Origin of the sequence: Tenacibaculum amylolyticum, from assembly GCF_964511145.1 — a bacterium.
In the GTDB taxonomy this organism is placed as follows: Bacteria; Bacteroidota; Bacteroidia; order Flavobacteriales; family Flavobacteriaceae; genus Polaribacter; species Polaribacter amylolyticum.
Genome location: NZ_CAZEFZ010000003.1, coordinates 150,327 through 175,354, shown reverse-complemented (window position 1 = coordinate 175,354; position 25,028 = coordinate 150,327). Strand labels below are relative to the sequence as shown.

General features: G+C 31.1%; 23 protein-coding genes. 15 read left to right on the top strand and 8 right to left on the bottom strand.

All coding sequences use genetic code 11. The features are described from left to right. Positions 1-194 precede the first annotated feature (194 nt). Complete coding sequence (porQ, locus tag ACKTTC_RS01470; RefSeq protein WP_408037608.1) at positions 195-1,241, top strand: type IX secretion system protein PorQ; 1,047 nt, start codon at positions 195-197, stop codon at positions 1,239-1,241. A 114-nt stretch (positions 1,242-1,355) separates the two neighbouring features. After that, the gene (gene cmk / locus ACKTTC_RS01465; RefSeq protein ID WP_408037606.1) at positions 1,356-2,045 is read left to right on the top strand and encodes a (d)CMP kinase; all 690 of its coding nucleotides are present in this window, start codon (positions 1,356-1,358) and stop codon (positions 2,043-2,045) included. 107 nt (positions 2,046-2,152) lie between these two features. Here the strand turns inward: cmk and ACKTTC_RS01460 are convergent, their stop codons facing one another. Together ACKTTC_RS01460 and ACKTTC_RS01455 are read right to left on the bottom strand one after the other, a co-directional pair. Then, positions 2,153-3,187 carry an RluA family pseudouridine synthase gene (locus ACKTTC_RS01460; protein WP_408037604.1) on the bottom strand — a complete coding sequence of 345 codons (1,035 nt, stop codon included), beginning with the start codon at positions 3,185-3,187 and terminating at the stop codon, positions 2,153-2,155. 21 nt (positions 3,188-3,208) lie between these two features. Beyond that, positions 3,209-3,766, bottom strand: a complete 558-nt coding sequence (locus tag ACKTTC_RS01455) for a PASTA domain-containing protein (RefSeq protein WP_408037602.1) — start codon at positions 3,764-3,766, stop codon at positions 3,209-3,211. A gap of 110 nt (positions 3,767-3,876) precedes the next feature. On the opposite strand from ACKTTC_RS01455, the gene ACKTTC_RS01450 reads away from it, so the two are divergent. From ACKTTC_RS01450 to ACKTTC_RS01420, 7 genes are all read left to right on the top strand, one after another. Next, positions 3,877-4,860, top strand: a complete 984-nt coding sequence (locus ACKTTC_RS01450; protein ID WP_408037600.1) for a D-alanine--D-alanine ligase — start codon at positions 3,877-3,879, stop codon at positions 4,858-4,860. A 31-nt stretch (positions 4,861-4,891) separates the two neighbouring features. Next, positions 4,892-5,344: a pantetheine-phosphate adenylyltransferase gene (gene coaD / locus ACKTTC_RS01445; RefSeq protein ID WP_408037598.1), complete on the top strand. Its 453-nt coding sequence runs from the start codon at positions 4,892-4,894 to the stop codon at positions 5,342-5,344. A 3-nt stretch (positions 5,345-5,347) separates the two neighbouring features. Then, the gene (locus tag ACKTTC_RS01440; RefSeq protein ID WP_408037596.1) at positions 5,348-5,743 is read left to right on the top strand and encodes a VOC family protein; all 396 of its coding nucleotides are present in this window, start codon (positions 5,348-5,350) and stop codon (positions 5,741-5,743) included. Next, the gene (locus ACKTTC_RS01435) at positions 5,740-7,485 is read left to right on the top strand and encodes a M14 family metallopeptidase (protein WP_408037594.1); all 1,746 of its coding nucleotides are present in this window, start codon (positions 5,740-5,742) and stop codon (positions 7,483-7,485) included. The genes ACKTTC_RS01440 and ACKTTC_RS01435 overlap by 4 nt, the downstream gene beginning before the upstream one ends. Beyond that, positions 7,485-7,892 (top strand): toxin-antitoxin system YwqK family antitoxin, encoded by a 408-nt coding sequence (locus ACKTTC_RS01430; protein ID WP_408037592.1) that lies wholly within the window; start codon positions 7,485-7,487, stop codon positions 7,890-7,892. The genes ACKTTC_RS01435 and ACKTTC_RS01430 overlap by 1 nt, the downstream gene beginning before the upstream one ends. Positions 7,893-7,915: 23 nt before the next feature. Beyond that, on the top strand, positions 7,916-8,719 hold the full coding sequence (locus tag ACKTTC_RS01425; RefSeq protein WP_408037590.1) for a class I SAM-dependent methyltransferase: 804 nt from the start codon (positions 7,916-7,918) through the stop codon (positions 8,717-8,719). 162 nt (positions 8,720-8,881) lie between these two features. Beyond that, positions 8,882-9,388 carry a TlpA family protein disulfide reductase gene (locus tag ACKTTC_RS01420; RefSeq protein WP_408037588.1) on the top strand — a complete coding sequence of 169 codons (507 nt, stop codon included), beginning with the start codon at positions 8,882-8,884 and terminating at the stop codon, positions 9,386-9,388. 59 nt (positions 9,389-9,447) lie between these two features. Here the strand turns inward: ACKTTC_RS01420 and ACKTTC_RS01415 are convergent, their stop codons facing one another. Next, positions 9,448-11,340 (bottom strand): SulP family inorganic anion transporter, encoded by a 1,893-nt coding sequence (locus ACKTTC_RS01415; RefSeq protein ID WP_408037586.1) that lies wholly within the window; start codon positions 11,338-11,340, stop codon positions 9,448-9,450. A gap of 148 nt (positions 11,341-11,488) precedes the next feature. Here ACKTTC_RS01415 and pyrR point away from each other — a divergent pair, with 148 nt between their 5' ends. The 6 genes from pyrR (at position 11,489) to ACKTTC_RS01385 (ending at position 17,123) form a co-directional block, all read left to right on the top strand. Continuing rightward, on the top strand, positions 11,489-12,049 hold the full coding sequence (gene pyrR / locus ACKTTC_RS01410; RefSeq protein ID WP_408037584.1) for a bifunctional pyr operon transcriptional regulator/uracil phosphoribosyltransferase PyrR: 561 nt from the start codon (positions 11,489-11,491) through the stop codon (positions 12,047-12,049). Beyond that, positions 12,046-12,978 (top strand): aspartate carbamoyltransferase catalytic subunit, encoded by a 933-nt coding sequence (locus ACKTTC_RS01405; protein ID WP_408037582.1) that lies wholly within the window; start codon positions 12,046-12,048, stop codon positions 12,976-12,978. Before pyrR ends, ACKTTC_RS01405 begins: the two co-directional genes overlap by 4 nt. A gap of 4 nt (positions 12,979-12,982) precedes the next feature. Beyond that, positions 12,983-13,315, top strand: coding sequence for a hypothetical protein (locus ACKTTC_RS01400; protein WP_408037580.1), 333 nt, complete (start codon positions 12,983-12,985; stop codon positions 13,313-13,315). Positions 13,316-13,336: 21 nt separating this feature from the next. Next, on the top strand, positions 13,337-13,657 hold the full coding sequence (locus tag ACKTTC_RS01395; RefSeq protein WP_408037578.1) for a T9SS type A sorting domain-containing protein: 321 nt from the start codon (positions 13,337-13,339) through the stop codon (positions 13,655-13,657). After that, positions 13,654-14,592 carry a ribonuclease Z gene (locus ACKTTC_RS01390; protein ID WP_408037576.1) on the top strand — a complete coding sequence of 313 codons (939 nt, stop codon included), beginning with the start codon at positions 13,654-13,656 and terminating at the stop codon, positions 14,590-14,592. Before ACKTTC_RS01395 ends, ACKTTC_RS01390 begins: the two co-directional genes overlap by 4 nt. A gap of 125 nt (positions 14,593-14,717) precedes the next feature. Continuing rightward, positions 14,718-17,123: a TonB-dependent receptor domain-containing protein gene (locus ACKTTC_RS01385; protein WP_408037574.1), complete on the top strand. Its 2,406-nt coding sequence runs from the start codon at positions 14,718-14,720 to the stop codon at positions 17,121-17,123. Between the two features lie 65 nt (positions 17,124-17,188). On the opposite strand, the gene ACKTTC_RS01380 is transcribed toward ACKTTC_RS01385, so the two are convergent. From ACKTTC_RS01380 to ACKTTC_RS01360, 5 genes are all read right to left on the bottom strand, one after another. Beyond that, positions 17,189-17,605, bottom strand: a complete 417-nt coding sequence (locus tag ACKTTC_RS01380; RefSeq protein ID WP_408037572.1) for a Fur family transcriptional regulator — start codon at positions 17,603-17,605, stop codon at positions 17,189-17,191. 3 nt (positions 17,606-17,608) lie between these two features. Then, on the bottom strand, positions 17,609-18,805 hold the full coding sequence (locus ACKTTC_RS01375) for an efflux RND transporter periplasmic adaptor subunit (protein ID WP_408037570.1): 1,197 nt from the start codon (positions 18,803-18,805) through the stop codon (positions 17,609-17,611). A gap of 11 nt (positions 18,806-18,816) precedes the next feature. Then, complete coding sequence (locus tag ACKTTC_RS01370) at positions 18,817-23,151, bottom strand: CusA/CzcA family heavy metal efflux RND transporter (RefSeq protein ID WP_408037567.1); 4,335 nt, start codon at positions 23,149-23,151, stop codon at positions 18,817-18,819. Between the two features lie 134 nt (positions 23,152-23,285). Then, positions 23,286-23,597, bottom strand: coding sequence for a DUF6660 family protein (locus ACKTTC_RS01365; protein ID WP_408037565.1), 312 nt, complete (start codon positions 23,595-23,597; stop codon positions 23,286-23,288). A gap of 102 nt (positions 23,598-23,699) precedes the next feature. Beyond that, on the bottom strand, positions 23,700-25,022 hold the full coding sequence (locus ACKTTC_RS01360; protein ID WP_408037563.1) for a TolC family protein: 1,323 nt from the start codon (positions 25,020-25,022) through the stop codon (positions 23,700-23,702). Positions 25,023-25,028: the final 6 nt, after the last annotated feature.

Sequence of the window (25,028 nt, the reverse complement as noted above, 5' to 3'; positions counted from 1 at the left end):
AAAATTTAGTTTTACATACTTACACATAATAGACGGGGACTATTAATAACATAAGGTTGTGACAAAGACATACCTAACGCACAAATATATTCATTTTAAATTAAAACCCTAAATTATTTTTAGTAATTCTAATTTAAACACTATTCTTGTAATTATTACGTTAATTTAGCGGAGTTATTATATCTACATGTAGAATGTTGAAATTTATTAAACTAGTACTATTTTTTTTATGTATCCATGTTTCCGCACAAATAGGAGGCATCAATACTTTTTCTTTTTTAAATACTTCAGCTAATGCTCGCCAAACTGCATTAGGCGGAAAGGTTTTAACATTGGTAGACGATGTAGATCAGCCTAAATGGAATCCTGCAACTATTAACTTAGATTTAGACAGAAAGCTGTCTGTAAATTACACAAGTTATTTAGCAGATATTTCAATAGGTTCTGTATCCTATGCACATCGTTTTAGTAGATATTCTAAAACCATTCATTCTAATATTACTTATATTAATTATGGTACTTTAATTGCTGCAGATGTAGAAGGAAATGAAACTGGTACTTTTGGAGCTAGCGATATAGCATTATCTTTAGGATATGCATATCAAATTCCTTCAACGAATATTCATATTGGGGCTAATGGAAAATTAATTCATTCTTCTATTGCGAACTTTTCTTCAACTGCGGTTGCTTTAGATTTAGGTATGATTTATTACAATAGCGAAAAACCATATATTTTCTCGTTAGTCTTACGAAATATTGGCACACAATTGAATTCTTTCGATGGTACTACGGAAAAACTACCTTTCGAAATTGCAATTGGCGCTTCATATTTATTAGAAAATGTTCCTTTACGTTGGTATGCTACTGTAGATAATTTGCAACAATGGAATATAAGCACTCCTAACCCTTCTAATCAAACGTCAGATTTAGATGGAAATGTTACTGAAGAAGACATTTCTTTTCTTGACAATGCTTTTCGTCATGTAATAATTGGTGCAGAATTATTTCCAAAAAGAGCTATTAATTTGAGAGTTGGCTATAATTTCAGAAGAGGAAAAGAGCTACAATTACAAAACGTGCGAAGTTTTGGTGGAATTTCCTTCGGTTTTGGATTGCGTATGAACAAAGTAAAACTAAATTATGCTTACTCTAGATTCCATTCTGCTGCTAATGTTAGCACTTTTGGGCTTACCATTAATTTAGATAAAGAAGTTTCTAGAAACTACAACACAAAGTATTAGAAAAACACACCTCACAATACTCCTAATTGTTCATAAAAAGTCGATTTTAGCTATACCTCATTTGACCTACATTAAAAACAAGACGTATATTTGCATGTTGATATTTTTACAGACATGACTAAGCAAAAAATTACAATAGCCATTGATGGTTTTTCTTCTACAGGTAAAAGCACTATTGCCAAAGCATTAGCTAAAGAGTTAAATTATATATATGTAGACACTGGAGCAATGTATAGAGCTGTTACCTTATACGCTATGCAAAATAACTATATAAGTAGTGATTCTTTTAATCCAACACAGCTTATTAATGATTTAGATAAAGTAAAATTAAGCTTTACTTTTAACGAAACGTTAGGTTTTGCCGAAATGTATTTAAACAATACAAATGTAGAAAAGGAAATCAGAACTATTGAAGTTTCTAAATTAGTTAGTAAGGTTGCTGCTATTTCTGAAGTTAGAAAAAAGTTAGTTTCTGAACAACAAGAGATGGGAAAGGAAAAAGGAATTGTAATGGACGGTCGTGATATAGGAACTGTTGTTTTCCCAGATGCCGAATTAAAGTTATTTATGACCGCTTCTGCCGACAAAAGAGCTAAAAGACGTTATAAAGAACTTATTGATAGAGGCGACAATGTAAATTATGAAGAAATTCTTCATAACGTACAAGAAAGAGACCGTATCGATTCTACAAGAGAAGACTCTCCATTAATTAAAGCAGAAGATGCTATTGAGTTTGACAATTCTGATATGGGATTAAAAGAGCAATTTGAAAGAGTTATGACTTTAGTTAAAGACAGACTATAAAATTCATTAAAAACTTTATAAAGTTAAAATGCCCAGAATTTAATATTCTGGGCATTTCTATTTATTTTTTTAAATATGCGATTCTCAGCGATTACAAAAAAACATTATTAATCTATTTCCGTAGAATTTACAGCATACCTTCTCCATTTTTCTATGCATGCTTGCATATCTTGTGGAACTTCAGAATTAAATTGTAAAAACTCTCCTGTAGTAGGATGTACAAACCCTAACGTTTTTGCATGTAATGCCTGTCTAGGTAAAACCTTAAAACAGTTCTCTACAAATTGTTTGTACTTTGTAAAAGTAGTTCCTTTTAAAATTTGATCTCCACCATATCTTTCATCATTAAATAATGTATGACCAATATATTTAAAATGTGCTCTAATTTGATGTGTTCTTCCTGTTTCTAATCTACATTCAACTAAAGTCACATAAGTAAAACGTTCAACTACTTTATAATGTGTTACTGCTGGCTTTCCAAAATCTCCTTCTGGATACACAGCCATCTGCATTCTATCTTTATGACTTCTACCAATATTGCCTTCAATTGTTCCTTCATCATTCTCTACAACTCCCCACACTAAAGCATAATATAAACGCTCTGTAGTTTTATCAAAAAATTGTTTAGACAAATGTGCCATAGCATATTCTGTCTTCGCAACTACCAATAAACCACTTGTGTCTTTATCTATTCTATGCACTAAACCAGGACGCTCGTTACTATTTTTAGGTAAATTTTCTATGTGATGAATTAAACCGTTCACTAAAGTTCCAGAGTAATTTCCATGACCAGGATGTACTACCATTCCCGGCTCTTTATTCACAACAATTACAGCATCATCTTCATGTACAATATTTAGTGGAAGATCTTCTGCAACTAATAAATTTTCATGAGGCGGATAAGCTAATACTACACGCACTACATCTTTTGGTTTTACTTTATAATTAGATTTAACAGAAACATCGTTAACTAAAATATTTCCTGCTTTAGCTGCTTGTTGTATTTTATTACGTGTTGCATTCTCAATAAAGTTCATTAAGAATTTATCTACCCTCAATGGTTCTTGTCCATCAGTAGCTGTAAATCGATAGTGCTCATGTAAGTCGGCACTTTCTTGAAGTTCATAATTTTCCTCCTGCATTGTCAAACGAATTATATATGTTTAGTTTCCAGTTCCGTCTCCTAAAATTAAATTGATCACAGATTTCTTTGGCAACTTGTCTCCTAACCCAACCTGCTTTCCTTTGTATTTTAGTCCTCTAACTACATCTTTACCTATATCTGGCACATACGTAAAATCCTCCCCCACTAAAAAGCCTATAGAACGTAAATGTGTTATTGCTTGTCTTTTTGTTTTACCATTTAAATCTGGAATAGCTACGTCTTTATATTTAGATGGGTTTAAGGTTAAATATATTTTACGTTTTTCTTTTACAAAATCGCCAACTTCTGGATTTTGTTCAATTACTGATTTTTTTGGGAAGTTTGGGTTATAACTTGCACTATCTATAACTTCATAAGTCAAGTTCAACTCATTCAAAGTATTTTCTACTTCTGCCAAACTCATTTTATTTAAATCTGGCACTTGTATTTTCTGATCGTGATTAGTTGTATACCCTAACCACCACTGCAATGCAAATACAAAAAGTAATAAACCTATAATAGCAAGTCCTACTTGAATAAAAAACACTTTACTTTTAAAAAATTGAATTATTTTCATTATCGATTTTTTATGAGATGCAACAAATGTACATTAAAAATAAGACTAATTTAAAAACATCGATTTTAAAATACTTTTTTTGGTAAGTTTGTAAATATTAATTGTAGCTAATGAAAAAAAATATTGCCATTATTATGGGTGGCTACTCATCTGAAGTAGCTATTTCTCTTAAAAGCGGAAATGTAGTATATAAACATTTAGATAGAGAAAAATATGAACCGTATCGCATACATATTTTGCAAGAAGGTTGGTTTTTAGTTGATTCAGAAGAAACAAGATATCCTGTTAACAAACATGATTTCTCTGTAATGTATAACGATGTAAAAATTACATTCGATTGTGTTTTTAATGCTATACATGGAGCACCAGGAGAAAATGGTGTAATTTTAGCATATCTTGATTTACTTCATATTCCTCATACTTCTGCCCCATTTTATCAAATGGCTTTAACATTTAATAAAAGAGATACTTTAAGTATTTTAAAGAAATACGATATTCCTTCAGCAACATCTGTATATCTTAATAATGGAGATACTATACATATTGAAAATATTATCGAAAAAGTAGGTTTACCCTGCTTTGTTAAACCTAATAATGCAGGTTCTAGTTTCGGTATTTCTAAAGTACATACCAAAGAAGGTTTAATTCCTGCTATTGAAAAAGCTTACAAAGAAGACTCTGAAATTTTAATTGAAAGCTTTTTAGAAGGTACCGAAGTTTCTGTAGGTGTTCTTGAGTTTGAAAATGAAACTATTGTTCTTCCAATTACTGAAATTGTATCTGAAAACGATTTTTTCGATTATGAAGCGAAGTATGAAGGTAAATCACAAGAAATTACACCCGCAAGAATCTCTTCTGAAGAAGAACGTAAAGTGAGTGCAATTTCTAAAAAAGTATACGAAGTTTTAAACATGAGTGGTTTTTCACGTTCGGAATATATTTTGGTGAATGGAATTCCTCATTTTTTAGAGATGAATACTGTACCTGGTCTTACTGAAGAAAGTATTTTACCACAGCAGGCACAACAAGCTGGAATTACACTCACAAGGCTTTTTGATAATGCTATTTCTCAAGCAATAAATAAAAACTCTTAAATTACCATAATAAAACTAACAACTTTATCATATGAAACGTGCAATCTTCCCAGGGTCTTTTGATCCTATTACACTAGGACATTGTGATATTATTAGACGTGGTGTTACCTTATTCGATGAACTAATTATAGGAATTGGTGTAAACGCCGATAAAAAATATATGTTTCCTTTAGAAAAAAGAAAACAGTTTATTGAAGAAACGTTTAAAGGAGAACCAAAAATAAAAGTGCTTACCTATGAAGGGTTAACTGTTAATTTTTGCAAAGATATTAACGCTCAATTCATCTTAAGAGGATTACGTAATCCTGCTGATTTTGAATTTGAGAAATCTATAGCACACACAAATAGAAAGTTATCTGAAATAGAAACTGTATTCTTACTCACTTCTTCTGGCAAAAGTTATATTTCTTCATCTATTGTAAGAGAAGTTATTCGTCATAATGGAGATTATACTGGCTTAGTTCCTAATTCGGTAAGAATTTAATCTATGCAATTCGATCGCACAGGCTTTATATTGTACACTATAAATTATGAAAAATGTGTGCAATTTTATAGAGACATACTAGAGTTGGATATTCTTTTTGAAACTGAAACTATAACATGTTTTTCTTTCAACAACGCTTATTTAATGATTGAAAAAGATGATGAATACAATTCTGATTTAGACTATGGAAATGAGCGTATTAAAACATGTTTACGCATGAATGTTCCTGATGTATTATCTCTCGCTAACAAGTTAAAAAACAAACATATAAAAGTCGATTATCAAGAACACTCTTGGGGAACCGTAGCTAAATTCTTTGATCCTGATGGAAATTTATGTGCTTTTAAAGATAGCATTAAATTTGAACAACAGATTAAAAGTTATACATTCGGAAAATGAAAAAACTCATACTTTTAAGTATACTACTAATAATTGCTTCTTGTTATCAAAAAGAAGTACAGTCAAATTTTACAACGTTATTTGAAACTTCAAAAGGAACAGAGACTCCTACATACCAAGAAGTAATTGCCTTTTATCAAAAATTGGCAAAAAATTATACCGAGATTTCATTATTAGAATTCGGTACTACGGATAGTGATCATCCATTACATTTAGTTGTTTTTAATGCAAATGGAAAAACTTCAAAAAATCAAATAGCAAACTCACAAAAAAACCGCATTCTTATTAATAACGGAATTCATCCAGGAGAGTCTGACGGTATCGATGCATCGATGTTGTTACTACGTAATATCGTTCAAAATGATTCTTTAAAAGAAGCTTATAAAAACGATTTAATTTGTGTAATTCCTGTATATAATATTGGTGGTGCATTGAATAGAAATTCACACACAAGAGCTAATCAAAATGGACCAAAAGCTTATGGTTTTAGAGGAAACTCTAGAAATTACGATTTAAATAGAGACTTTATTAAATCTGACACCAAAAACGCTAAAGCATTTGCAACAATTTTTCATGCTGTAAATCCAGATGTGTTTATAGATAATCATGTAAGTAATGGTGCCGATTATCAATACGCGATTACGCATTTATTTACACAACATAATAAACTAGGTGGTGAACTTGGAAACTTTTTAGAGCAAAAAATGCGTCCTTACTTAGAAAACTCTTTAGAAAAAAAAGACATTCCTATTACTCCTTATGTAAATGTTTGGGGAAGTACGCCAGATAAAGGTTGGTCACAATTTATGGATTCTCCGCGCTACTCTACTGGCTATACTACTTTATTCAACACTTTTGGAATGATGGTAGAAACGCACATGCTAAAACCTTATAAAATTCGTGTAGAACAAACCTATGAACTTTTAGTTTCAATGTTAGATTTCACTAATGAAAATGCTACTAAAATTAAAGAACTAAGAGCAAATGCAGCTAAAAACATCATTGCTAAAAAAACATACCCTATACGTTATAAAGTAGACACAAAAAATCCTTCTCAATTTAATTTTAAAGGATATGAAGGGACTTATATTGACAGTAAAGTTACCAATGGAAAACGTTTATTTTACGACAAAAACAAGCCTTATGAAAAACCTGTGGATTATTTCAATAATTTCATAGTAACTAAGGAAGTTACCATTCCTAAAGCCTATGTAATACCTCAAGGCTGGCATAATGTTATTAAGCAATTACAACTAAACAATATTGAATTCACTCGTTTTAAGAAAGATACGATACTTAATGTTGAAGTAAATCATATCAAAGATTTTAAAACAATCTCTAATCCATATGAAGGCCATTATTTACATTACAACACTACAGTAAACAAATCAATGGATACCGTTCAATTCACAAAAGGAGATCTGTTAATTCCTACCAGTCAAAGTGGAGTTCGTTATTTATTAGAAACCTTAGAAGCAGAAGCTGTAGATAGTTTCTTTAATTGGAATTTCTTTGATACTATTTTACAACGAAAAGAAGGTTTTTCTAGTTATGTTTTTGAAGATAAAGCCGAAGAATTTTTAAATCAACACCCAATTATTAAAGCTGAATTTAATTCCAAACTAGCATCAGATACAACATTTGCTAAAAATTCAGGAGCACAACTCAATTGGATTTATCAAAAAACACCTCATTACGAAAAAGCACATATGAGGTTGCCTATTTTTAAAATAGCGAACTAATGAGAACTATATTCACTTTAGCTCTATTTGCTTTTATACTACTTTTCAATTGTAAAAGAAATAACAGTGAAAAAGCAACACCTAAAAAGCCACGTACAACACTAGAAGTTAAAAAAGAATGGTGGGATAATGGAACTATTGCTAGTGAAGGTGAATATAAAAACGGAAAGGCAAATGGTAAGATGAAATGGTATCATCAAAATGGATATATTGCTGGTGAAGGACCTATGAAAAATGATCTACGGCATGGTTGGTGGATAGTTTACAATGTAGAAGATGGTTCTATTAGTGCCGAAGGCAATTTTGATAATGATATAAAGCATGGAACATGGAAACTTTACAATGCAGATGGCACTTTAAAGGAAACGCAACTTTGGGAATACAATAAATTAATATCTAAAGATTAATTTATTGTAAAATTCACTTTACTATGAAAAAAATTGTAATTAAACGATTCTTAACCAAACTCTACTTACTTCCTATTGTTGAACAAATTAATTTTTGGCGGCAAAAACTCATTCATAGGAAAGAGAATAAAAAGTTTAAACAAGAATATCCAAACATTCAATTACCTCCTGATTTTTATATTTATGAAACCTTTCAATTAAACTATCATAAATTTTACACCAATGGAATTCCTACTGCGACATGGTTATACAATCTTGTTAGTAAGTTTAAAACTTTAGAACATGCTTCCATTTTAGATTGGGGTTGTGGTACAAGTAGAGTTTTAAGACATTTACCCGCTGTAGCAGGAGATACTAATCATTATTTTGGTTGCGATTATAATCCAAAATATGTTGATTGGTGTGCAAAACATCTTAAAGGAATTAACTTTCAACTAAATCAAGTTACACCACCACTACCATATAAAAACGAACAGTTTGATTTAGTGTACGGTGTTTCTATTTTCACTCACCTTTCTGAAGAACAACATTACAATTGGTTTTCTGAATTATATCGTGTCTTAAAACCCGAAGGTATTTTATTTATCACTACACATGGAAATGTACATTCATTTAAACTAACAGTAAAGGAACTTCAAAAATTTAATTCTGGAAAATTGGTTGTTCATAACTTTAAGAAAGAAGGAAATCGTTTATATGCAACTTACCAACCAGAAGCATTTATGAAACAAATTGGTTCTGCAAATAAATTTGAAGTTTTACATCACATTCCGGGGATTTTAACAAATAACAGACCACAACAAGACGTTTGGATTTTCAAAAAATAAAGAATTTTATCTCTTTTTTCAAAGCTAAAACACTGGTTAATAAATTTATAATAATTTGATTAAAAAAGCATAAAAATTCCCTTCAGATTTTCCTATTTTTCGGATGAAAAAGAATCATGAATTTGATTTCGTTTTTTAGAAATTTTAATCCCCAAATTCCCCATGAAAAATATAGTTAAAAATGTATTTTACCTATGTTGTATTGTTGCGAGTACAACCCTTTTTTCTCAAGATATTAAAATAGGAAAGAAAGCCTTTGATGTTGAAGGATTCGATATAAAATCGAATAAAAACATTAAAGTTTCTCAGTTCAAAAACAAAAAGCACGTTCTTTTAAACTTTACTGCTACTTACTGTGGTCCTTGCTGGAAAACATATCCTCATATGGATGAGCTTCAAAAGAAGTATCCTTCAGATTTAAAAGTTATTTCTGTACACGGAGATGATAAAAAAGATACTTGGTATAAAATTGCCAAGCGCCTTAAAATTGATTTTAAATCTGCCACCATATGGGATTTTAAAGATAAAGATAAGGTGAAAGAAACATATGATGTAAAACAATATCCTATGTTTTTTATCATAGACAAACAAGGAAATATTGTAGATAAGTGGATTGGAAATCAAGAAAAAAGATTACGATCTGTTATTAAAAATCTAGTTACAAACTAGCAACCAGATTTACAATTGATACAAATTAAAAACTCCTGCAAATGCAGGAGTTTTATTTTTTAGAATTTATATTCATGTAATGGTTTTGGAAACGCTTCTGGATCTTCAGCTAAATGATACCTTGGATCGTCAACATCTTCTATAATAATATTGTGAAACTTATCACTTGCCTTATACATTAACACTTTACAATCTTCACTTAAATGTTTTAAATGAATTGTTTTTCCTGCTGCTTGGTATTTCTCTACCAGTACAAATAAAGCTTCTAAAGCAGAATGATCTGAGATTCTACTTTCTACGAAATCAATAATTACATTATCTGGATCATTTTTAATATCAAACTTTTCATTAAAAGAAGTAATACTACCAAAGAATAAAGGTCCCCAAATTTCATATACTTTGGTTCCATCTTCTCTCATACGCTTACGAGCTCTAATTCGTTTAGCATTTTCCCAAGAAAATGATAACGCTGAAATAATTACTCCTACAAAAACAGCAATTGCTAAATCAAAAAATACTGTTACTGCAGATACAATAATCAATACAAAAGCATCCGATTTTGGTATTTTTTTCATAATTCTAAAACTAGACCATGCAAAGGTTTCAATTACCATCATAAACATTACTCCAACCAATGCTGCAATAGGTACTTGTTCTATATATTTATCTGCAAATAAAATAAAAACAAGCAATGTAACTGCCATTGCTACGCCAGAAAGTCTTCCTCTACCACCTGCATTGATATTAATTACCGTTTGTCCTATCATACCACAACCTCCAGTACCACCAAACATACCGCTTAAAATATTCCCTGCTCCTTGTGCAACACACTCTTTATTTCCATTCCCTCTAGAATCTGTTAATTCATCTACTAAATTCATAGTCATAAGTGTTTCTATCAATCCAACAGAAGCTGCTAAAAAAGCATAAGGCGCTATAAACTTTAGTGTATCTAAATTAAATGGAAGATGACTCCAAAGCTCTAATAAGTTCATTTTTTTAGAAAGCTCATCAAAACCATTTAGACCTAATCCTCCTCCATCTCTAATAAAATCACCTACATTAATAGAATTAATTCCTCCAAAAATAACTACGAAAGAAACAATTAATATCGCCGTTAAAGCTGCAGGTACTTTCTTTGTAAGTTTTGGTAGTCCCCAAACAATTAACATTGTTAGTAAAACCAACCCTATCATAGTATACAACTCTTTTCCTTTCATAGTTTCTTTTACAACTCCTTCATCTTTTACAGCATAAAATCCTTCTTTTCCAGCATTAAAAACTACTTTCTGCGTTGTTATATCAAAAACTTGACCTTTAGAAATAATAAAATCTTCCTTATTTGTTCTAGCATTAACTACCTTATCACCTTTAATATCGAATAAAACAGTGTTAGATACTGCATCTTTTACCTTATTTCCTTCTACTTTATACACTAATTCTTTAGAAACTGTTTTACGCATGTTATCTCCATAAACATTCTTTACATTTTCTTTGAACATTCCTAATTGGGCCATAAAAATAACAATGGCTAATCCGTTTACAAACCCCATCATTACTGAATGTGGAATTAAGCGAACAAACTTACCCAACTTAAAGATTCCTGCTAATACTTGAATAATTCCCATTAAAACTACAGCGGCCAGTAAATAAAAATACCCCATATTTTCTACAGGTTGATCAAATAGCAATCCTTTGGCGTGTCCTTCTTGGATCATATTCACAAAAATAACCGCTACTGCTCCTGCTGCACCTGAAATTAAACCTGGTCTTCCTCCAAAAATAGCAGCAATTAAACCTATTACAAAAGCACCAAAAAGTGCTACAATAGGACTGATTTGTGCCACAAAAGCAAAAGCAACTACTTCTGGTATCATTGCTAAAGAAACTGTAATACCTGCTAGTGTATCATCTTTAATGTTAATCTTCTTATTTCTAATGTATTTCATCATAATAACACGAGTCTTTTCTAAAAGTTGGCAAATGTAAAGATAATTTTATTGATATGCTTTTTAGGTTTCGGCAACTTTAAATTTTGTTCACTTACTTTTTTGCTTTAATTTTGCTTCTTGGAACTATCAAGCAAATTGATAGCATAAAATGAGCAGAAAAACACTACTTACTTCTAAAGAAATTGACATCATTCTGCATCGATTAGCGTGCCAGTTAATCGAAAATCACAACGACTTTTCTAATACTGTTTTAATTGGTTTGCAACCTCGTGGAACTTATTTAGCACAACGTTTAAAAAAGATTTTAACAGAAGTATATCAAATCGATTCTTTAAAATTAGGATTGTTAGATATTACTTTTTATCGTGATGATTTTAGAAGAAATGATGAACCTTTAGAAGCTACGCCAACTAAAATTGACTTTCTAATTGAGAATAAGAAAGTAGTTATTATAGACGATGTATTGTATTCTGGAAGAAGTGTTCGAGCAGCATTAACTGCCTTACAAGCTTTTGGAAGACCTACTAACATTGAATTATTAGTTTTAATTGACAGAAGATTTAGCAGACACTTACCTATTCAACCAAATTATAGAGGAAGGCAAGTAGATGCTATAAACCAAGAAAAAGTAGTGGTAAACTGGCAAGAAACTCACGATAAAGACGAAATATACTTAGTACCAAAACAACCCAAGACGGACGCACAATGAAGCAGTTAAGTGTAGAACATTTATTAGGCATTAAATATCTTAACAAAAGTGATTTAGAACTTATTTTTGAAACTGCATCTCATTTTAAAGAGGTTATTAATAGACCTATTAAAAAAGTGCCTTCCTTACGAGATATTACTATTGCTAATTTGTTTTTTGAAAATAGTACACGTACCAAATTATCCTTTGAACTTGCAGAAAAACGTTTATCAGCAGATGTAATTAATTTCTCTGCTGGACAATCTTCTGTTAAAAAAGGTGAAACTCTTATAGATACCGTAAACAATATCTTGTCTATGAAGGTAGATATTGTTGTAATGCGTCATTCTAATGTTGGTGCGGGAGTATTTCTTTCTAGACATGTAGATGCGAAGATTGTAAATGCTGGAGATGGTACACATGAACATCCAACGCAAGCTTTGTTAGATAGTTTTTCTATGCGTGAAGCTTTAAATTCTGATTTAAAAGGAAAGAAAATTGTTATTGTTGGAGACATTTTACATTCCAGAGTAGCTTTATCTAACATTTTTGCTTTGCAATTACAAGGTGCAGAAGTAAAAGTGTGCGGACCTACGACCTTAATTCCTAAATACATTACTAGTTTGGGTGTTGGCGTAGAAACTAATTTAAAAAAAGCATTAGAATGGTGTGATGTTGCCAACGTTTTACGTGTACAACACGAACGTATGGATATTAAATATTTCCCTTCTACTAGAGAATACACACAACTTTTCGGAATTAATAAGCAGGTATTAGACAATGTTGGTAAAGACATTGTAATAATGCACCCAGGCCCTATTAACAGAGGAGTTGAATTGACAAGTGATGTAGCCGATAGTAAGCAATCTATTATCCTAAATCAGGTAGAAAATGGAGTTGCTGTAAGAATGGCTGTAATTTATTTGTTAGCACAACAAATAAAAAGATAAACTCATGAAAATAGAACGAAAATCAGATTATGTTTTAATAAGTGATGAAGGTAATTCTTTTTCAGATTTCTGTGTTTTTTTCACCAATCAACACCAGGAACTTGCAAAAGACAGTATAATTATTTACCTTTCATCGAATCTTAGCATCAACAATCAAGATATTTCTATATTTTTAGAGTATGCTGATATGCATAGAGAAAGCGGCACAACTTTTGTGGTTGTGTATCAGAATGTTGATGTAGATAGTTTTCCAGAAACTTTTAACATTGTACCTACTTTACAAGAAGCAGAAGATGTATTAGAAATGGAAAACATTCAACGAGATTTAGGTTTTTAACAATTAATATCCCCAACGTCTATGATAAAAAAAATACTTTTTATCTTTTGCATTTTGTGCTCATTCATTGCGCTTTCTCAAGAAAAGTCAGTCAATAAATTAGTCGCATCACCAAATCCATTTTTAAATACTACAACTATTTCATTTAACTCAACTAACAAACAAGAAGTTTTAATTAGCGTTAAAAACGTTCTGGGTAAAACTGTGTTTCTTAAAAAAGTTACCGCTCACAAAGGAAATAACAAACTTCCTTTCAGGCGCAACGACTTAAGTTCAGGAATGTATATCTACGCTATTCAAACTAGCAAGGAAATAATTTCTAAACGTTTTGTCATTAGATGAGTATAAAATTAAAAATTTTAGGCTGTCATTCAGCTACACCAAGGGTTAACGCCCACCCAACATCTCAGTATCTAGAAATAAACAACAGGCATTTTTTAATTGACTGTGGTGAAGGTACACAACGACAAATGCGAAAATATAAAGTTGGTTTTTCTAAAATTAACCACATTTTTATATCGCATTTACACGGTGACCATTTTTTTGGTTTAATCGGATTATTATCTACCTACGGTATTTTAAATCGAGAGAAAGATTTACATGTTTATGGTCCTGTAGGTATTAAAGAGATTACAGAATTACAGCTAAAATTGTCGATGTCGCATGTACGATATCGCATTGTCTTTCACGAATTATCTTCGAAAAAAAGTGAACTTATTTTTGAAGATGATAAAGTGGCTGTGTATACAATACCATTACGTCATAGAGTATATACTAATGGTTTTTTGTTTAAAGAAAAACCGAAACCACGTAATCTACATTTAGATAATATAAAACAATATGATGAAATTGAAACTTGCGATTATTATAACATAAAAGCAGGAAAAGATTTCATACTTAGTACAGGAGAAATCGTTCCAAATGAGGAACTGACTACAGATCCTGTAAGACCTAAAAGCTATGCTTTTTGTAGCGACACTATGTTTAAACCAGACATCGTTCCAATTATAGAAGGAGTTGATATTTTATATCATGAAGCAACCTTTTTAAAAGAGCTAGAGCATTTGTGCGAAAAAACAAAACATTCAACAGCAGAACAAGCTGCAATCATTGCAAAAGACGCAAATGTAGGTTTGTTAATATTAGGACATTATTCTAGTAGGTATTCTGACATAGAATGTTTTAAAGAAGAAGCACAAACTGTTTTCGAAAACGTAGCACTGGCAAGGGTTGGCGAAACATTTACTTGCAATGCTTCTTTACAGCTTCAGGTGTAAAACAGTTTTTTTTTTATTGTAAGAGTTTTGTTAATGATTCGTTAAACAGTGTTAAACGAAGTAACAAAACCATTCCCCCTATAGTCTCTTATGCGTTGAAGAACTACACAAATAACACAAGAGAGATGAGAAAATTATTACTGTTACTTGTACTTGCTTTAAGTACAAATTCATTTGCACAAATGAAAAAAGAATACCTACCTAAACCTGGAAAAATATCAGGAAAGGTAGTAGATAAAGTATCGAAAGAACCATTACCATATGTAAATATTATTGTACGCGACGCAGCTAATAAAGTATTAACTGGTGGTATTACAGATGAAAAAGGAGCTTTTAATGTTCCTAATATTCCTGAGGGGAAAAGTTTAGTAGAAATACAATTTATTGGATACAAGACTGTAAAAAAAGAGATTACAGTTACTAATAAAAATAGAAATATTAAACTAGGAACGATAGCTATAGAAGAGGACTCTACTACTTTAGAAGAAGTTGAAGTACGTGCAGAAACCTCTACTGTTGTTCAAAAAGTAGATAGAAAAGTAATTAACGTAGGAAAAGACCTTACTTCTGCTGGAGCTACTGCTTCTGAATTATTAAACAATGTACAATCTGTAAGTGTTGATAGTCAAACAGGAAATATTAGTTTACGTGGTAATGAAAATGTACGTGTTTTGGTTGATGGAAGACCTACTAACATTCCTGCTTCTCAATTATTGAAACAATTACCTTCTAGCTCTATAAAAAGCATTGAGTTAATTACAAATCCATCTGCAAAATACAATCCAGAAGGAATGAGTGGTATTATTAATATCATCTTAAACAAGAATGCTAATATGGGATTCAATGGTTCCTTAAATACTGGAGTTGAAGCTGGACATTATGTACGCTACAACGCTTCTACTAATATGAACTATAAAACAGGGAAAGTAAACTTCTTTGGAAACTATGGTTTCAATGGTGGAGATCGTTTTAACTTTGGTTTTATTAATAGAACTGGTATTAACTTTCAAGATTTTGTTTTCACAAACGATAACGAATCGCATTTATTTAAAATTGGAGCTGATGTTTATATCGATGATAAAAACACATTCTCTTTCTATACTACACAAAACTGGTCTGATAATAATGCCAATGGTCGTGTGTTAGTGTCTGATGCAACTAATACTTTAACAAGTAATGCTCCTAATTCACAAATATCTGACAGTCATAATCAGACTTATAATGTGAATTATAAACACGATTTTAAAAAGAAGGGACATAATATCGAATTTGAATCTACGTATTCAAGAAATGATGCGCCGCAAGTTTTATTAAATAACGACTTAATTAATCCAACTGATGGAGAGTTGAATTATTTCAACAATATTAGTAACGAACGTCAAAATATCTTAGTTAACTTAGATTATACAAATCCAGTTTCTAAAGCAGGAAAATTAGAGTTAGGATTAGAGTATCGAGAAGATAATACAGATAATATAAACATTACAAATCAAGCTAACTTTAACAACTCAGCATTTACATACGATAGAAGAATTGTTTCTGGATATGCTAACTATGGTCATAAGTTTGGAAAAGTTACTATGCAATTAGGTGCTAGATTAGAACAATATAATATTGAAGGTAGATTTAATGTTGAAACAGTAGGAACTGATACCGTTACTGATGATATTTTCACTATTTATCCATCTGCATTCTTTACTTATAATCCGTCTGAAAAGAATCAATTTCAATTAAGTTATAGTAAACGTGTTGACAGACCTAATATTCAACAAGTAAATCCAATTAGAGAATGGAGTACACCATTAATTACTTCTGTAGGTAACGAAAACTTATTACCTCAATTCACCAACTCTGTTGAATTAAACTATACAAGAAGAATTAAAGGAGGATCTATTACTTTAGGAGGATTCTATAGAAATATTAACGATGTTATTTCTAGAGTTACTTTTAGAGATCCTGCAGATCCATCTAACATTCGTCAGATTCTTACATTCCAAAACTTTGATGATACAGATGCTTATGGACTTGAGCTGTCTGCAAACTATAGAGTTGCTAAATGGTGGAGAGCAAATGCTAGTATGGATTACTATTCTCAAACACAATTTGGTACTGCAGATTTGTCAAATCCTAATGCACCAAGATTAGAAGTACAAAACAATGTATTTAACGCTCGTATTAGTAACAGCTTTACAGTTAGCAAAAGATTACGTTTACAATTATTTGCAATGTATAGAGGAGCAGTAGAAGATATTCAATGGAAAGTAGACCCTATGAAAATGGTAAATCTTGGAGCTAACTACTCTGTATTTAAAGGAAAAGGAAACCTTACTTTTAGAGTAAATGATATCTTTAATACAATGCAATTCCAATTTAACTCTGATAGACCTTTTACACAAAACGGTCGTTTTAAATGGGAAAGTAGAACAGCTTATATTGGATTTAACTACAGATTTGGTGGTGGTAAAAACAAAGCTAAATCTAGAAGAAGAAGAGATAGTAACGAAAAACAAGGAGGCGGAGGTTTCTTTTAATTGAAGGATAACTATATGCTAAAAACCGAAGTCTATGACTTCGGTTTTTTTTATTTATTTCATTCTTACAGCTTACTACATTTATTACAAATACCTTTTACAACTAGATTCACATTTTCAGAAATAAACCCATCAGGTATATTAATCTGTGGAATTTTATAATCTGACAAACAAATTGTTTCACTACAGTTTTTACAATGAAAGTGCAAATGTAAATCTGTTGCTACTTCACAATTACAACCTTGTTTACATAATGCATATTTTATAATTCCAGTTCCATCATCTATTTGGTGGACTATTTTTTTATTTTCAAAAGTCTTTATAGTTCTATATAATGTTGTTCTATCTGCTGTTTCAAATGTATTTTCAATATCACTTAAAGCTACTGCTCTTTCTTTTTCAGACAAAAACTTATACGTCAACAAACGCATTGGAGTTACCCTAATCTTTTTCATTTTTAAAAATTCTTCTATTTCCTCCATAAATTAATGTACATGTTCTGTTTCACTTTTCTTCATTTCAGCAATTAGATAATAGGCATTGTTAAAAGCAAATTTTGTGTTAGAAGTTAATTCTTCCAGAAACTCTACTGCAACCCAATCACCATCTTTTTCTCCTAACACTACTTTTACAGGTGTAAAAAGCCAACTTTCTTGTATTTTTTTGGCTGTAAAAGCATAGTAATTATCTCCTTCTTTCATTACAGCTTTTAAGGGTAATGCTTTTTGAAAACTGTTTCCCACTTGTATTTTTCCTTGAATGTACATTCCTGGAATTAAATTCCCTTTTTTATTTTCAATTTCAGCATGTACGTGTACTGCTTTAGGATTTTCTTCAAATGTTTTACCAACAGCATAGATTTCTGCCATTAACTCTGCGTCTGGAATAGATTGTACTTTAAAACTTACTTTTTGTCCTTTCTTAATTTTATACACATCTTTTTCAAATACCATAACATCGGCATGCACATGATGCGTATTTACAACTTCTAATAATTCTGTTTGTGGTGCTACATACTGCCCTGTTTTAACTTTTACTTTTTGTACTGCTCCTTCAATAGGACTTACTAAAGGAACACTTTGTGAAATTTTTCCATTTTGAACAGGTTTCAAATTAATATTTAAAATTCTCAATTGTGCAGCTAAGCCATTCACATTTGCCTTAGAAGCTTCATATTTTGCTTTGGCTTTTTGATAATTGGCACCAGAACCTACTCCACCTTCATATAATCTCTTCTGTCTTTCAAAATCGTTTTTCAAATAATTACGATTACTGTAAGCATTCAAATAGTCTGCTTGTAACTTTACAATGTCTGGATGCGATAAATATGCAACTACTTGTCCTTTTTTCACCTTATCTCCCTCAGTAACTTTAATTGTTGTAACCGTTGCTCCTATTACTGATGTTATTGCTGCTTCATTTTGTGGTGGAACCTCTAAAGTTCCATTTGCTGCCACATAATCGCTAATATTACGAGAAGCCAACGTATCTATTTTCATTTTAAGCGTATTGAATTGCGCTTCTGATAGTTTAACCTCTTCTTTATGTGAATTGTGAGTTTCATTTTGATGATTCGTTTCCTGGTCAGATTCATTATCATGACTATGATCGTGCTTTCCTACACAAGAAACTAATTGTATTAGGATACAGCTTATGATAATTTTATATATTATTCTTTTCATTTTCTTTTCTATTAATTAAAATATTCTAATTCGAAGATGCTTTCTAAATACTTCATTTGTGCACGTTGTGCTTCTAACTCTAATTCCAGAGTTTGTTTAATGAGTTGTGTAAATCCTAAATAATCTATTTGACCTTCTTTAAAGGCTAATAAGGCTCCTGATTTTTGCTCTTTTGTTAGTGGTAACACTTCATTTTGATAAAACTCCCAAGACCTTTTCCATTTCTTATAATTCTCTATGGCTTGCTTGAATCTTGTTTTAATTTCTTTCTTATGAAATGCTACATCAGTTTGAGCAATTTCCTTATCAATTTTAGCTGTTTTTATTTTTGCTCTTTGATTCCCAGATAAGAATGGAATAGAAACACCTATTTGATAACTATAAAAACCAGCGTTTCCATTTACGTTTTGCATACTTCCTTGTAAATTTAGCTTTGGAAGCATACCTACTTTCAGTGCTTTATAATTAGCTTCAGCAACATTTTTTTTATGTTGAGAAACTTTAAACAAAGGAGTTCCTTCAATAACTAATTTATTTTCAATAATTCCCGATGGAATTTGAATTTTATCAGAAACTGTAAATAATTCATCTGTAAATAACAATAAATTAAATTCTTGCAACGCTATAGTATAATCACTTAATGCTTCTTTTAATGTATTATGAGTTTTAATTACTTGATGTATTGCAGCTGTATATTCTAATTTAGAAATTTCTTCTACTTCATAATTCAAAACTATGGCCTGTTTAAACTTAGCATAAATACTATCTAATTCTTTGTACAACAAATAGTTTTGCTTTGCTTGAAAACATTTTACCCAAGCCTTTTTTACTTGTAATTTTAATGTTACTTCTGAAAGTTCATATTCTTCCTGAATCAATTCCTCTCTGGCTTTTTGCAATCGTTTTTTAGCTCCAATATCTAACAATGAAACACCTCGCTGACCAATACCAAAAGTTGTATATACACCGTTACCATTATTAATCTCCTCTCCTCCTGTAAAAAGCTGCGTAGTTCCTAAATCTACAGTTGTAGCTTTTAATTCTTTTTGTTTATTAATTTCAAGCTTTTCCTGCTTTAAAAGAGGATAGTTTTGCTTCGCTAATTCGATAGCTTTTTCTAACGTAACTTCTGGTAGAATTGGCTCTTTTTCCTGACTTGTAATCGTACTAGGTATTATAAATAATAATAACAGTATAACTGTTACAGGTACATTTTTGACTGACTTTCTTATTTTAAACTCCTTTGTTTCTATACAATTATATAAAATTGGTAATACAAATAAAGTTAATAGTGTAGAAGTTAATAAACCACCTATAACTACTGTTGCTAATGGGCGTTGTACTTCTGCTCCTGCTGAACTTGAAATTGCCATTGGTAAAAAACCAAGAACGTCTGTAAATGCTGTTAGCATAATTGGACGTATTCTTCTTTTTGTTCCTTCTATGATTCTTTCTTTTAAACTCGTAATTCCTTCTTCTTTTAATTCATTTAATCCACTAATCATTACTAATCCGTTTAAAACAGCTACACCAAACAATACAATGAAACCAACTCCAGCCGAAATACTAAACGGCATATCTCTAAACCAAAGTGCCACTACTCCACCAATAGTCGCCATAGGAATAGCAATGTAAATCATAAGTGTTTGTGGCAATGATTTTAATGCAAAATAGATTAAGACAAAAATTAATAGTAATGCAATAGGAACCACAGTTTGTAATCGATTACTTGCTCTTTCTAAGTTTTCAAAAGCACCTCCATAACGAATAAAGTATCCAGATGGAAGTTCTAACTGCTCATCTAGTTTTGATTTTATTTCCGTTACTAGAGATTTTACATCTCTTCCTCTTACATTAATTCCTACATAGGTTCTTCTATTCGTATTATCTCTACTTATTTGCATTGGTCCAGATTTATAGGACACTTGCGCAACTTCTCTTAATGGAATTTGTGTTCCTGAAGGTAAATTGATAAACAAATTTTGCACGTCTGAAATATCTTTTCTGCTTTCTTTATGCAAACGAACTACGAGATCAAACCTTTTTTCACCTTCAAAAATGACTCCTGCATGTCCTCCAGCAAAAGCACATTGAATGGTTTTGTTAAGCTCATTAATATGTAAACCATATTGCGCTAACTTATTTCTATTATAATCTATAGTAATTTGCGGCAAGCCTGTAATTGCTTCAGCTTTCATATCTCCAATCCCTTCTGTTCCGGCAATAATTTTGGTTACTTCATTTGCTTTTTCTGCAAGAATCTCAATATCCTCTCCATAAATTTTAACAGCAATATCTTCTCTAACACCTTCTAACAATTCGTTAAATCGCATTTCTATAGGTTGTGTAAATTCATAGTTTACACCAGGAATAATTTCTACTGCTTCTTTCATCTTTTCTATCAATTCATTTTTAGAAGCAACTGTTTTCCATTCTTGTTTGGGTTTTAGAATTACAAAAACATCTGCAATATCCATTGGCATTGGATCGGTTGGAATTTCTGCAACTCCAATACGACTTACTATTTTCTCTACTTCTGGGAATTTTGCTTTTATAATTCGTTCTACTTTTGTGGTAGTTTCAATAGTTTCTGTAAGAGAACTCCCTGGTTTTAGTATTGCATGAAACGCTATATCTCCTTCGTCTAATTGTGGAATAAACTCTCCTCCCATTCGACTAAAAACAAATACAGAAAACACAAATAAGCCAATACCTACTCCAACAATTATCTTTCCTCTTTGTAAGGCTTTTTCTAATAGTTTTTTATACTTATTTTCAACCCAGCTAACAAAACGATCTCCATAATTCTTTTTTTCTTTTTTTACTCCTTTAATTAATAATGATGATAGTACAGGCACATACGTTAGACAAAGAATCATAGCTCCTAACATCGCAAAAATAAAAGTCAACGCCATTGGTTTAAACATCTTCCCTTCTATTCCTTGAAGTGCTAGAATTGGTAGAAATACAATCAAGATTATTAATTGTCCAAAGAAAGCGGCGCTCATCATTTTTTTCGATGCTTTGGCCGTTATTTCGTCTCTCTTTTTTAGATTTAATTCTTTTTTCTCTTTGAGAAATTGCGCTGTTATTAGAAAAACAGTCGTTTCTACAATAATAACTGCACCATCTACGATAATTCCAAAATCAATTGCACCTAAACTCATTAAGTTTGCCCAGACATCAAAGGCATTCATTAATATAAAAGCGAATAATAACGACAATGGAATTGTAGAAGCTACAATAAGTCCTCCTCGCCAATTTCCTAGCAGAAATATCAATACAAAAATCACAATTAAGGCTCCTTCTGTAAGGTTTATAGCTACCGTAGCAGTTGTTTTTGATATTAACTTACTTCGATCTAGTAACGGTTCTATTACCACACCTTCTGGTAACGATTCTTGAATTTGAGCCATTCTTTCTTTTACATTGTTAATAACATCATTAGAATTAGCTCCTTTCAACATCATTACCAAACCTCCAACTACTTCTCCTTCTCCATCTTGTGTTAATGCTCCATACCGAATAGCAGCACCGTATTGCACTTTTGCAATATCTCCAATAGTAATTGGAATGTTATTCGAATTCTTTATTACTATTTTCTTTATGTCTTCTAAGTTTTTCACCAGTCCTTCTCCTCTGATGAAATTTGCTTGATGATTCTTTTCAATATAAGCTCCTCCTGTATTCTGATTATTGGATGCTAATGCTTCAAATACATCGGAAATTGTTAATCCAATTGCTCGTAACTCATTTGGATCTATAGCAACTTCATATTGCTTTATTTTTCCTCCTATAGCATTTACCTCAACAACACCTTTTACCATCGCCATTTGACGTTGAATGATCCAATCTTGAATACTTCGTAGGTCTGTTATGGAATATTTGTTTTTAAATGCAGGTTTTACTTTCAAAGTATATTGAAAAATTTCTCCTAATCCTGTTGAAATAGGCCCAATAGAGGAAGTTCCGAAACCTTCTGGGATTTCTTCTTTAATTTCATTCAGCTTTTCTGATACTAATTGTCTAGGAAGATATGTTCCCATATCATCATTAAAAACAATAGTTACAACTGATAAACCAAAACGTGAAATGGAACGTATTTTCTGTACGTTTGGCAAATTACTCATTGCTACCTCTATTGGATACGTAATAATTTGCTCTACATCTTCAGTTCCTAAATTTGGTGACTGTGTTATTATTTGCACTTGGTTATCAGTAATGTCGGGGACAGCATCTATTGGAACTTTTGTCATGCTCCAAATACCTGCTGCAATAATGGTAAGCGTAAACAAACCAATTATAAACTTATTATTGATTGAAAAATCAATGATTTTATTAATCATGAAATCGTATTTTTCAGTTATTTAATTAGGTATAACATTTAACTGGTAAACAATGAGAAATAGATTTTCTTATTGAAAATTACCTTGGTAAAATGTTTTAAAATGTGGATGTAATTATCCCTGTAAAAACTGAATTATACTTTTGGTGGTTCTAAAAGCGAAGTATTAAATTCTTTTTCAAAGCCTTCTTCATAGAAATAGCTTTTTTCTATAAAAGCAACATCCGAAACCTTATAATCTGCTATTGAAACATGAATTACATATACATGGCAGCATTGACATTGGCAAAACGGAGAGCACATATCTGAGTCTTGATGATTATGATCATGTTCTCCCGATTTGGATATTTCGGTGTTTACTTCATTATCTAAACTACCATAATCTTCACAAGGCACTAAATTTAGCGCAAAGATGTATAATGCGAATATGATAGTAAAAAGCTTCATTAACACAAAGATATAAAATTAGTTCCTGCATACGTATTGCAAATACTAATTTATAGGAATAAAAAAAGCCAGAAATTAAAATTTCTGGCTTTTAAAACTTCATTAAAAGTTTTTATTATCTAGCAGCGTACCAGCTAATTGCAGCAATTGCAATTCTGCATTTTTGGCTACGTACTTTGCATTACTAACACTGAGTTCTGCATTTATTAAATTGACTTGTGCTTGTCTAAAATCTATAGAAGTAATTTGTCCAAGTTTATAACGTTCGTTAGTTCTTTCGAAATTCAACTTGTTTGTTTCTACATTTTTTTCTTGAACTTGTAATGAAAACAGACTGTTTTGATATGTTTCCCAAGCATTACTAACATTTCGTTCTAATTGTTCTTCTTGTTGCTCTTTTTGAATCTCTTGTGTTTCTAATGCTATTTTTGCATTTGCCACATTGGTTTTTGTACGCCCTCCATCAAATAAATCCCAAGAAAAGTTTACTCCTGCACTTAATCCTGTTTGTGTATTACTTATTGGACTAAATTGGTTTGTTGGATCGCTATTACTTTTATTCCATGCATAGGAACTTGTTAAACTAACATTAGGCATCCAACCAGCTCTATTAATTTTTACATCTAATTTTCGCAAGTCTATATTCTTTTTTGCTTGTAACAAACCTGCATTATTTGCTTTTGCTTGTTGTAAAATTTCTTCTAAGTTAAGATTTGAAGCATACAATACACTTGTATCTACTGCTACTGGTGTACTTACACTTCTTCCTAACACTACGTTTAAATCTCTTTTTGCGTTTGCTAATTGTCTTTTAATGTCGATATAAGTAATACTATCATTATTCACATCTACTTCCGCATTTAAAACCTCTAATCTTGTATTCTGTCCATAATCGAATCCGTATTTAGCACGCTCTAAACGTTTCTTAGAAATTTCTAATGCTTGTTTTTGAGTCTCCTTATTTTCTGATAATCTTCCTACTTCGTAATAAGCAATAAACAATGTAGTAATTGTGTTTTCCATTACCTGTCTCGCTTGTAATTCAGTTAGATTATAATTTTCTTTTAAGCGCTTAAATGTGTTTTGTCTATTAAATCCATTAAAAATAGTATAGTTTACACCAATAGAAGCATTATACGATTTAGATTCCGCTCCAGTTACTGTATTTACATTTCCTCCTTGAAATTCTAAATCTGTATCGTTATTACTATAATTAGCACCTGCTTTACCTGTTACTGTTGGTAAATATCCGCTATTATAAATACTCTTATTATTCTTTGCTGTTTCTAAGTTATTCTTTGTAACACGGATATCGTAATTATTCTCTAATGTTAGTGCTACAGCTTTTTCTTTACTCAAAGTTTCTTGTCCATAAAAAGAAGTACCTATGAGCAACATTCCTATAAATATGTTTATTTTTTTCATTGTTCT

Bases quoted from the DNA above. Each gene is read 5' to 3' on its own strand.
- porQ (WP_408037608.1), top strand. From the start codon at position 195: ATGTTGAAATTTATTAAACTAGTACTATTTTTTTTATGTATCCATGTT.
- cmk (WP_408037606.1), top strand. From the start codon at position 1,356: ATGACTAAGCAAAAAATTACAATAGCCATTGATGGTTTTTCTTCTACA.
- ACKTTC_RS01460 (WP_408037604.1), bottom strand. From the start codon at position 3,187: ATGCAGGAGGAAAATTATGAACTTCAAGAAAGTGCCGACTTACATGAG.
- ACKTTC_RS01455 (WP_408037602.1), bottom strand. From the start codon at position 3,766: ATGAAAATAATTCAATTTTTTAAAAGTAAAGTGTTTTTTATTCAAGTA.
- ACKTTC_RS01450 (WP_408037600.1), top strand. From the start codon at position 3,877: ATGAAAAAAAATATTGCCATTATTATGGGTGGCTACTCATCTGAAGTA.
- coaD (WP_408037598.1), top strand. From the start codon at position 4,892: ATGAAACGTGCAATCTTCCCAGGGTCTTTTGATCCTATTACACTAGGA.
- ACKTTC_RS01440 (WP_408037596.1), top strand. From the start codon at position 5,348: ATGCAATTCGATCGCACAGGCTTTATATTGTACACTATAAATTATGAA.
- ACKTTC_RS01435 (WP_408037594.1), top strand. From the start codon at position 5,740: ATGAAAAAACTCATACTTTTAAGTATACTACTAATAATTGCTTCTTGT.
- ACKTTC_RS01430 (WP_408037592.1), top strand. From the start codon at position 7,485: ATGAGAACTATATTCACTTTAGCTCTATTTGCTTTTATACTACTTTTC.
- ACKTTC_RS01425 (WP_408037590.1), top strand. From the start codon at position 7,916: ATGAAAAAAATTGTAATTAAACGATTCTTAACCAAACTCTACTTACTT.
- ACKTTC_RS01420 (WP_408037588.1), top strand. From the start codon at position 8,882: ATGAAAAATATAGTTAAAAATGTATTTTACCTATGTTGTATTGTTGCG.
- ACKTTC_RS01415 (WP_408037586.1), bottom strand. From the start codon at position 11,340: ATGATGAAATACATTAGAAATAAGAAGATTAACATTAAAGATGATACA.
- pyrR (WP_408037584.1), top strand. From the start codon at position 11,489: ATGAGCAGAAAAACACTACTTACTTCTAAAGAAATTGACATCATTCTG.
- ACKTTC_RS01405 (WP_408037582.1), top strand. From the start codon at position 12,046: ATGAAGCAGTTAAGTGTAGAACATTTATTAGGCATTAAATATCTTAAC.
- ACKTTC_RS01400 (WP_408037580.1), top strand. From the start codon at position 12,983: ATGAAAATAGAACGAAAATCAGATTATGTTTTAATAAGTGATGAAGGT.
- ACKTTC_RS01395 (WP_408037578.1), top strand. From the start codon at position 13,337: ATGATAAAAAAAATACTTTTTATCTTTTGCATTTTGTGCTCATTCATT.
- ACKTTC_RS01390 (WP_408037576.1), top strand. From the start codon at position 13,654: ATGAGTATAAAATTAAAAATTTTAGGCTGTCATTCAGCTACACCAAGG.
- ACKTTC_RS01385 (WP_408037574.1), top strand. From the start codon at position 14,718: ATGAGAAAATTATTACTGTTACTTGTACTTGCTTTAAGTACAAATTCA.
- ACKTTC_RS01380 (WP_408037572.1), bottom strand. From the start codon at position 17,605: ATGGAGGAAATAGAAGAATTTTTAAAAATGAAAAAGATTAGGGTAACT.
- ACKTTC_RS01375 (WP_408037570.1), bottom strand. From the start codon at position 18,805: ATGAAAAGAATAATATATAAAATTATCATAAGCTGTATCCTAATACAA.
- ACKTTC_RS01370 (WP_408037567.1), bottom strand. From the start codon at position 23,151: ATGATTAATAAAATCATTGATTTTTCAATCAATAATAAGTTTATAATT.
- ACKTTC_RS01365 (WP_408037565.1), bottom strand. From the start codon at position 23,597: ATGAAGCTTTTTACTATCATATTCGCATTATACATCTTTGCGCTAAAT.
- ACKTTC_RS01360 (WP_408037563.1), bottom strand. From the start codon at position 25,022: ATGAAAAAAATAAACATATTTATAGGAATGTTGCTCATAGGTACTTCT.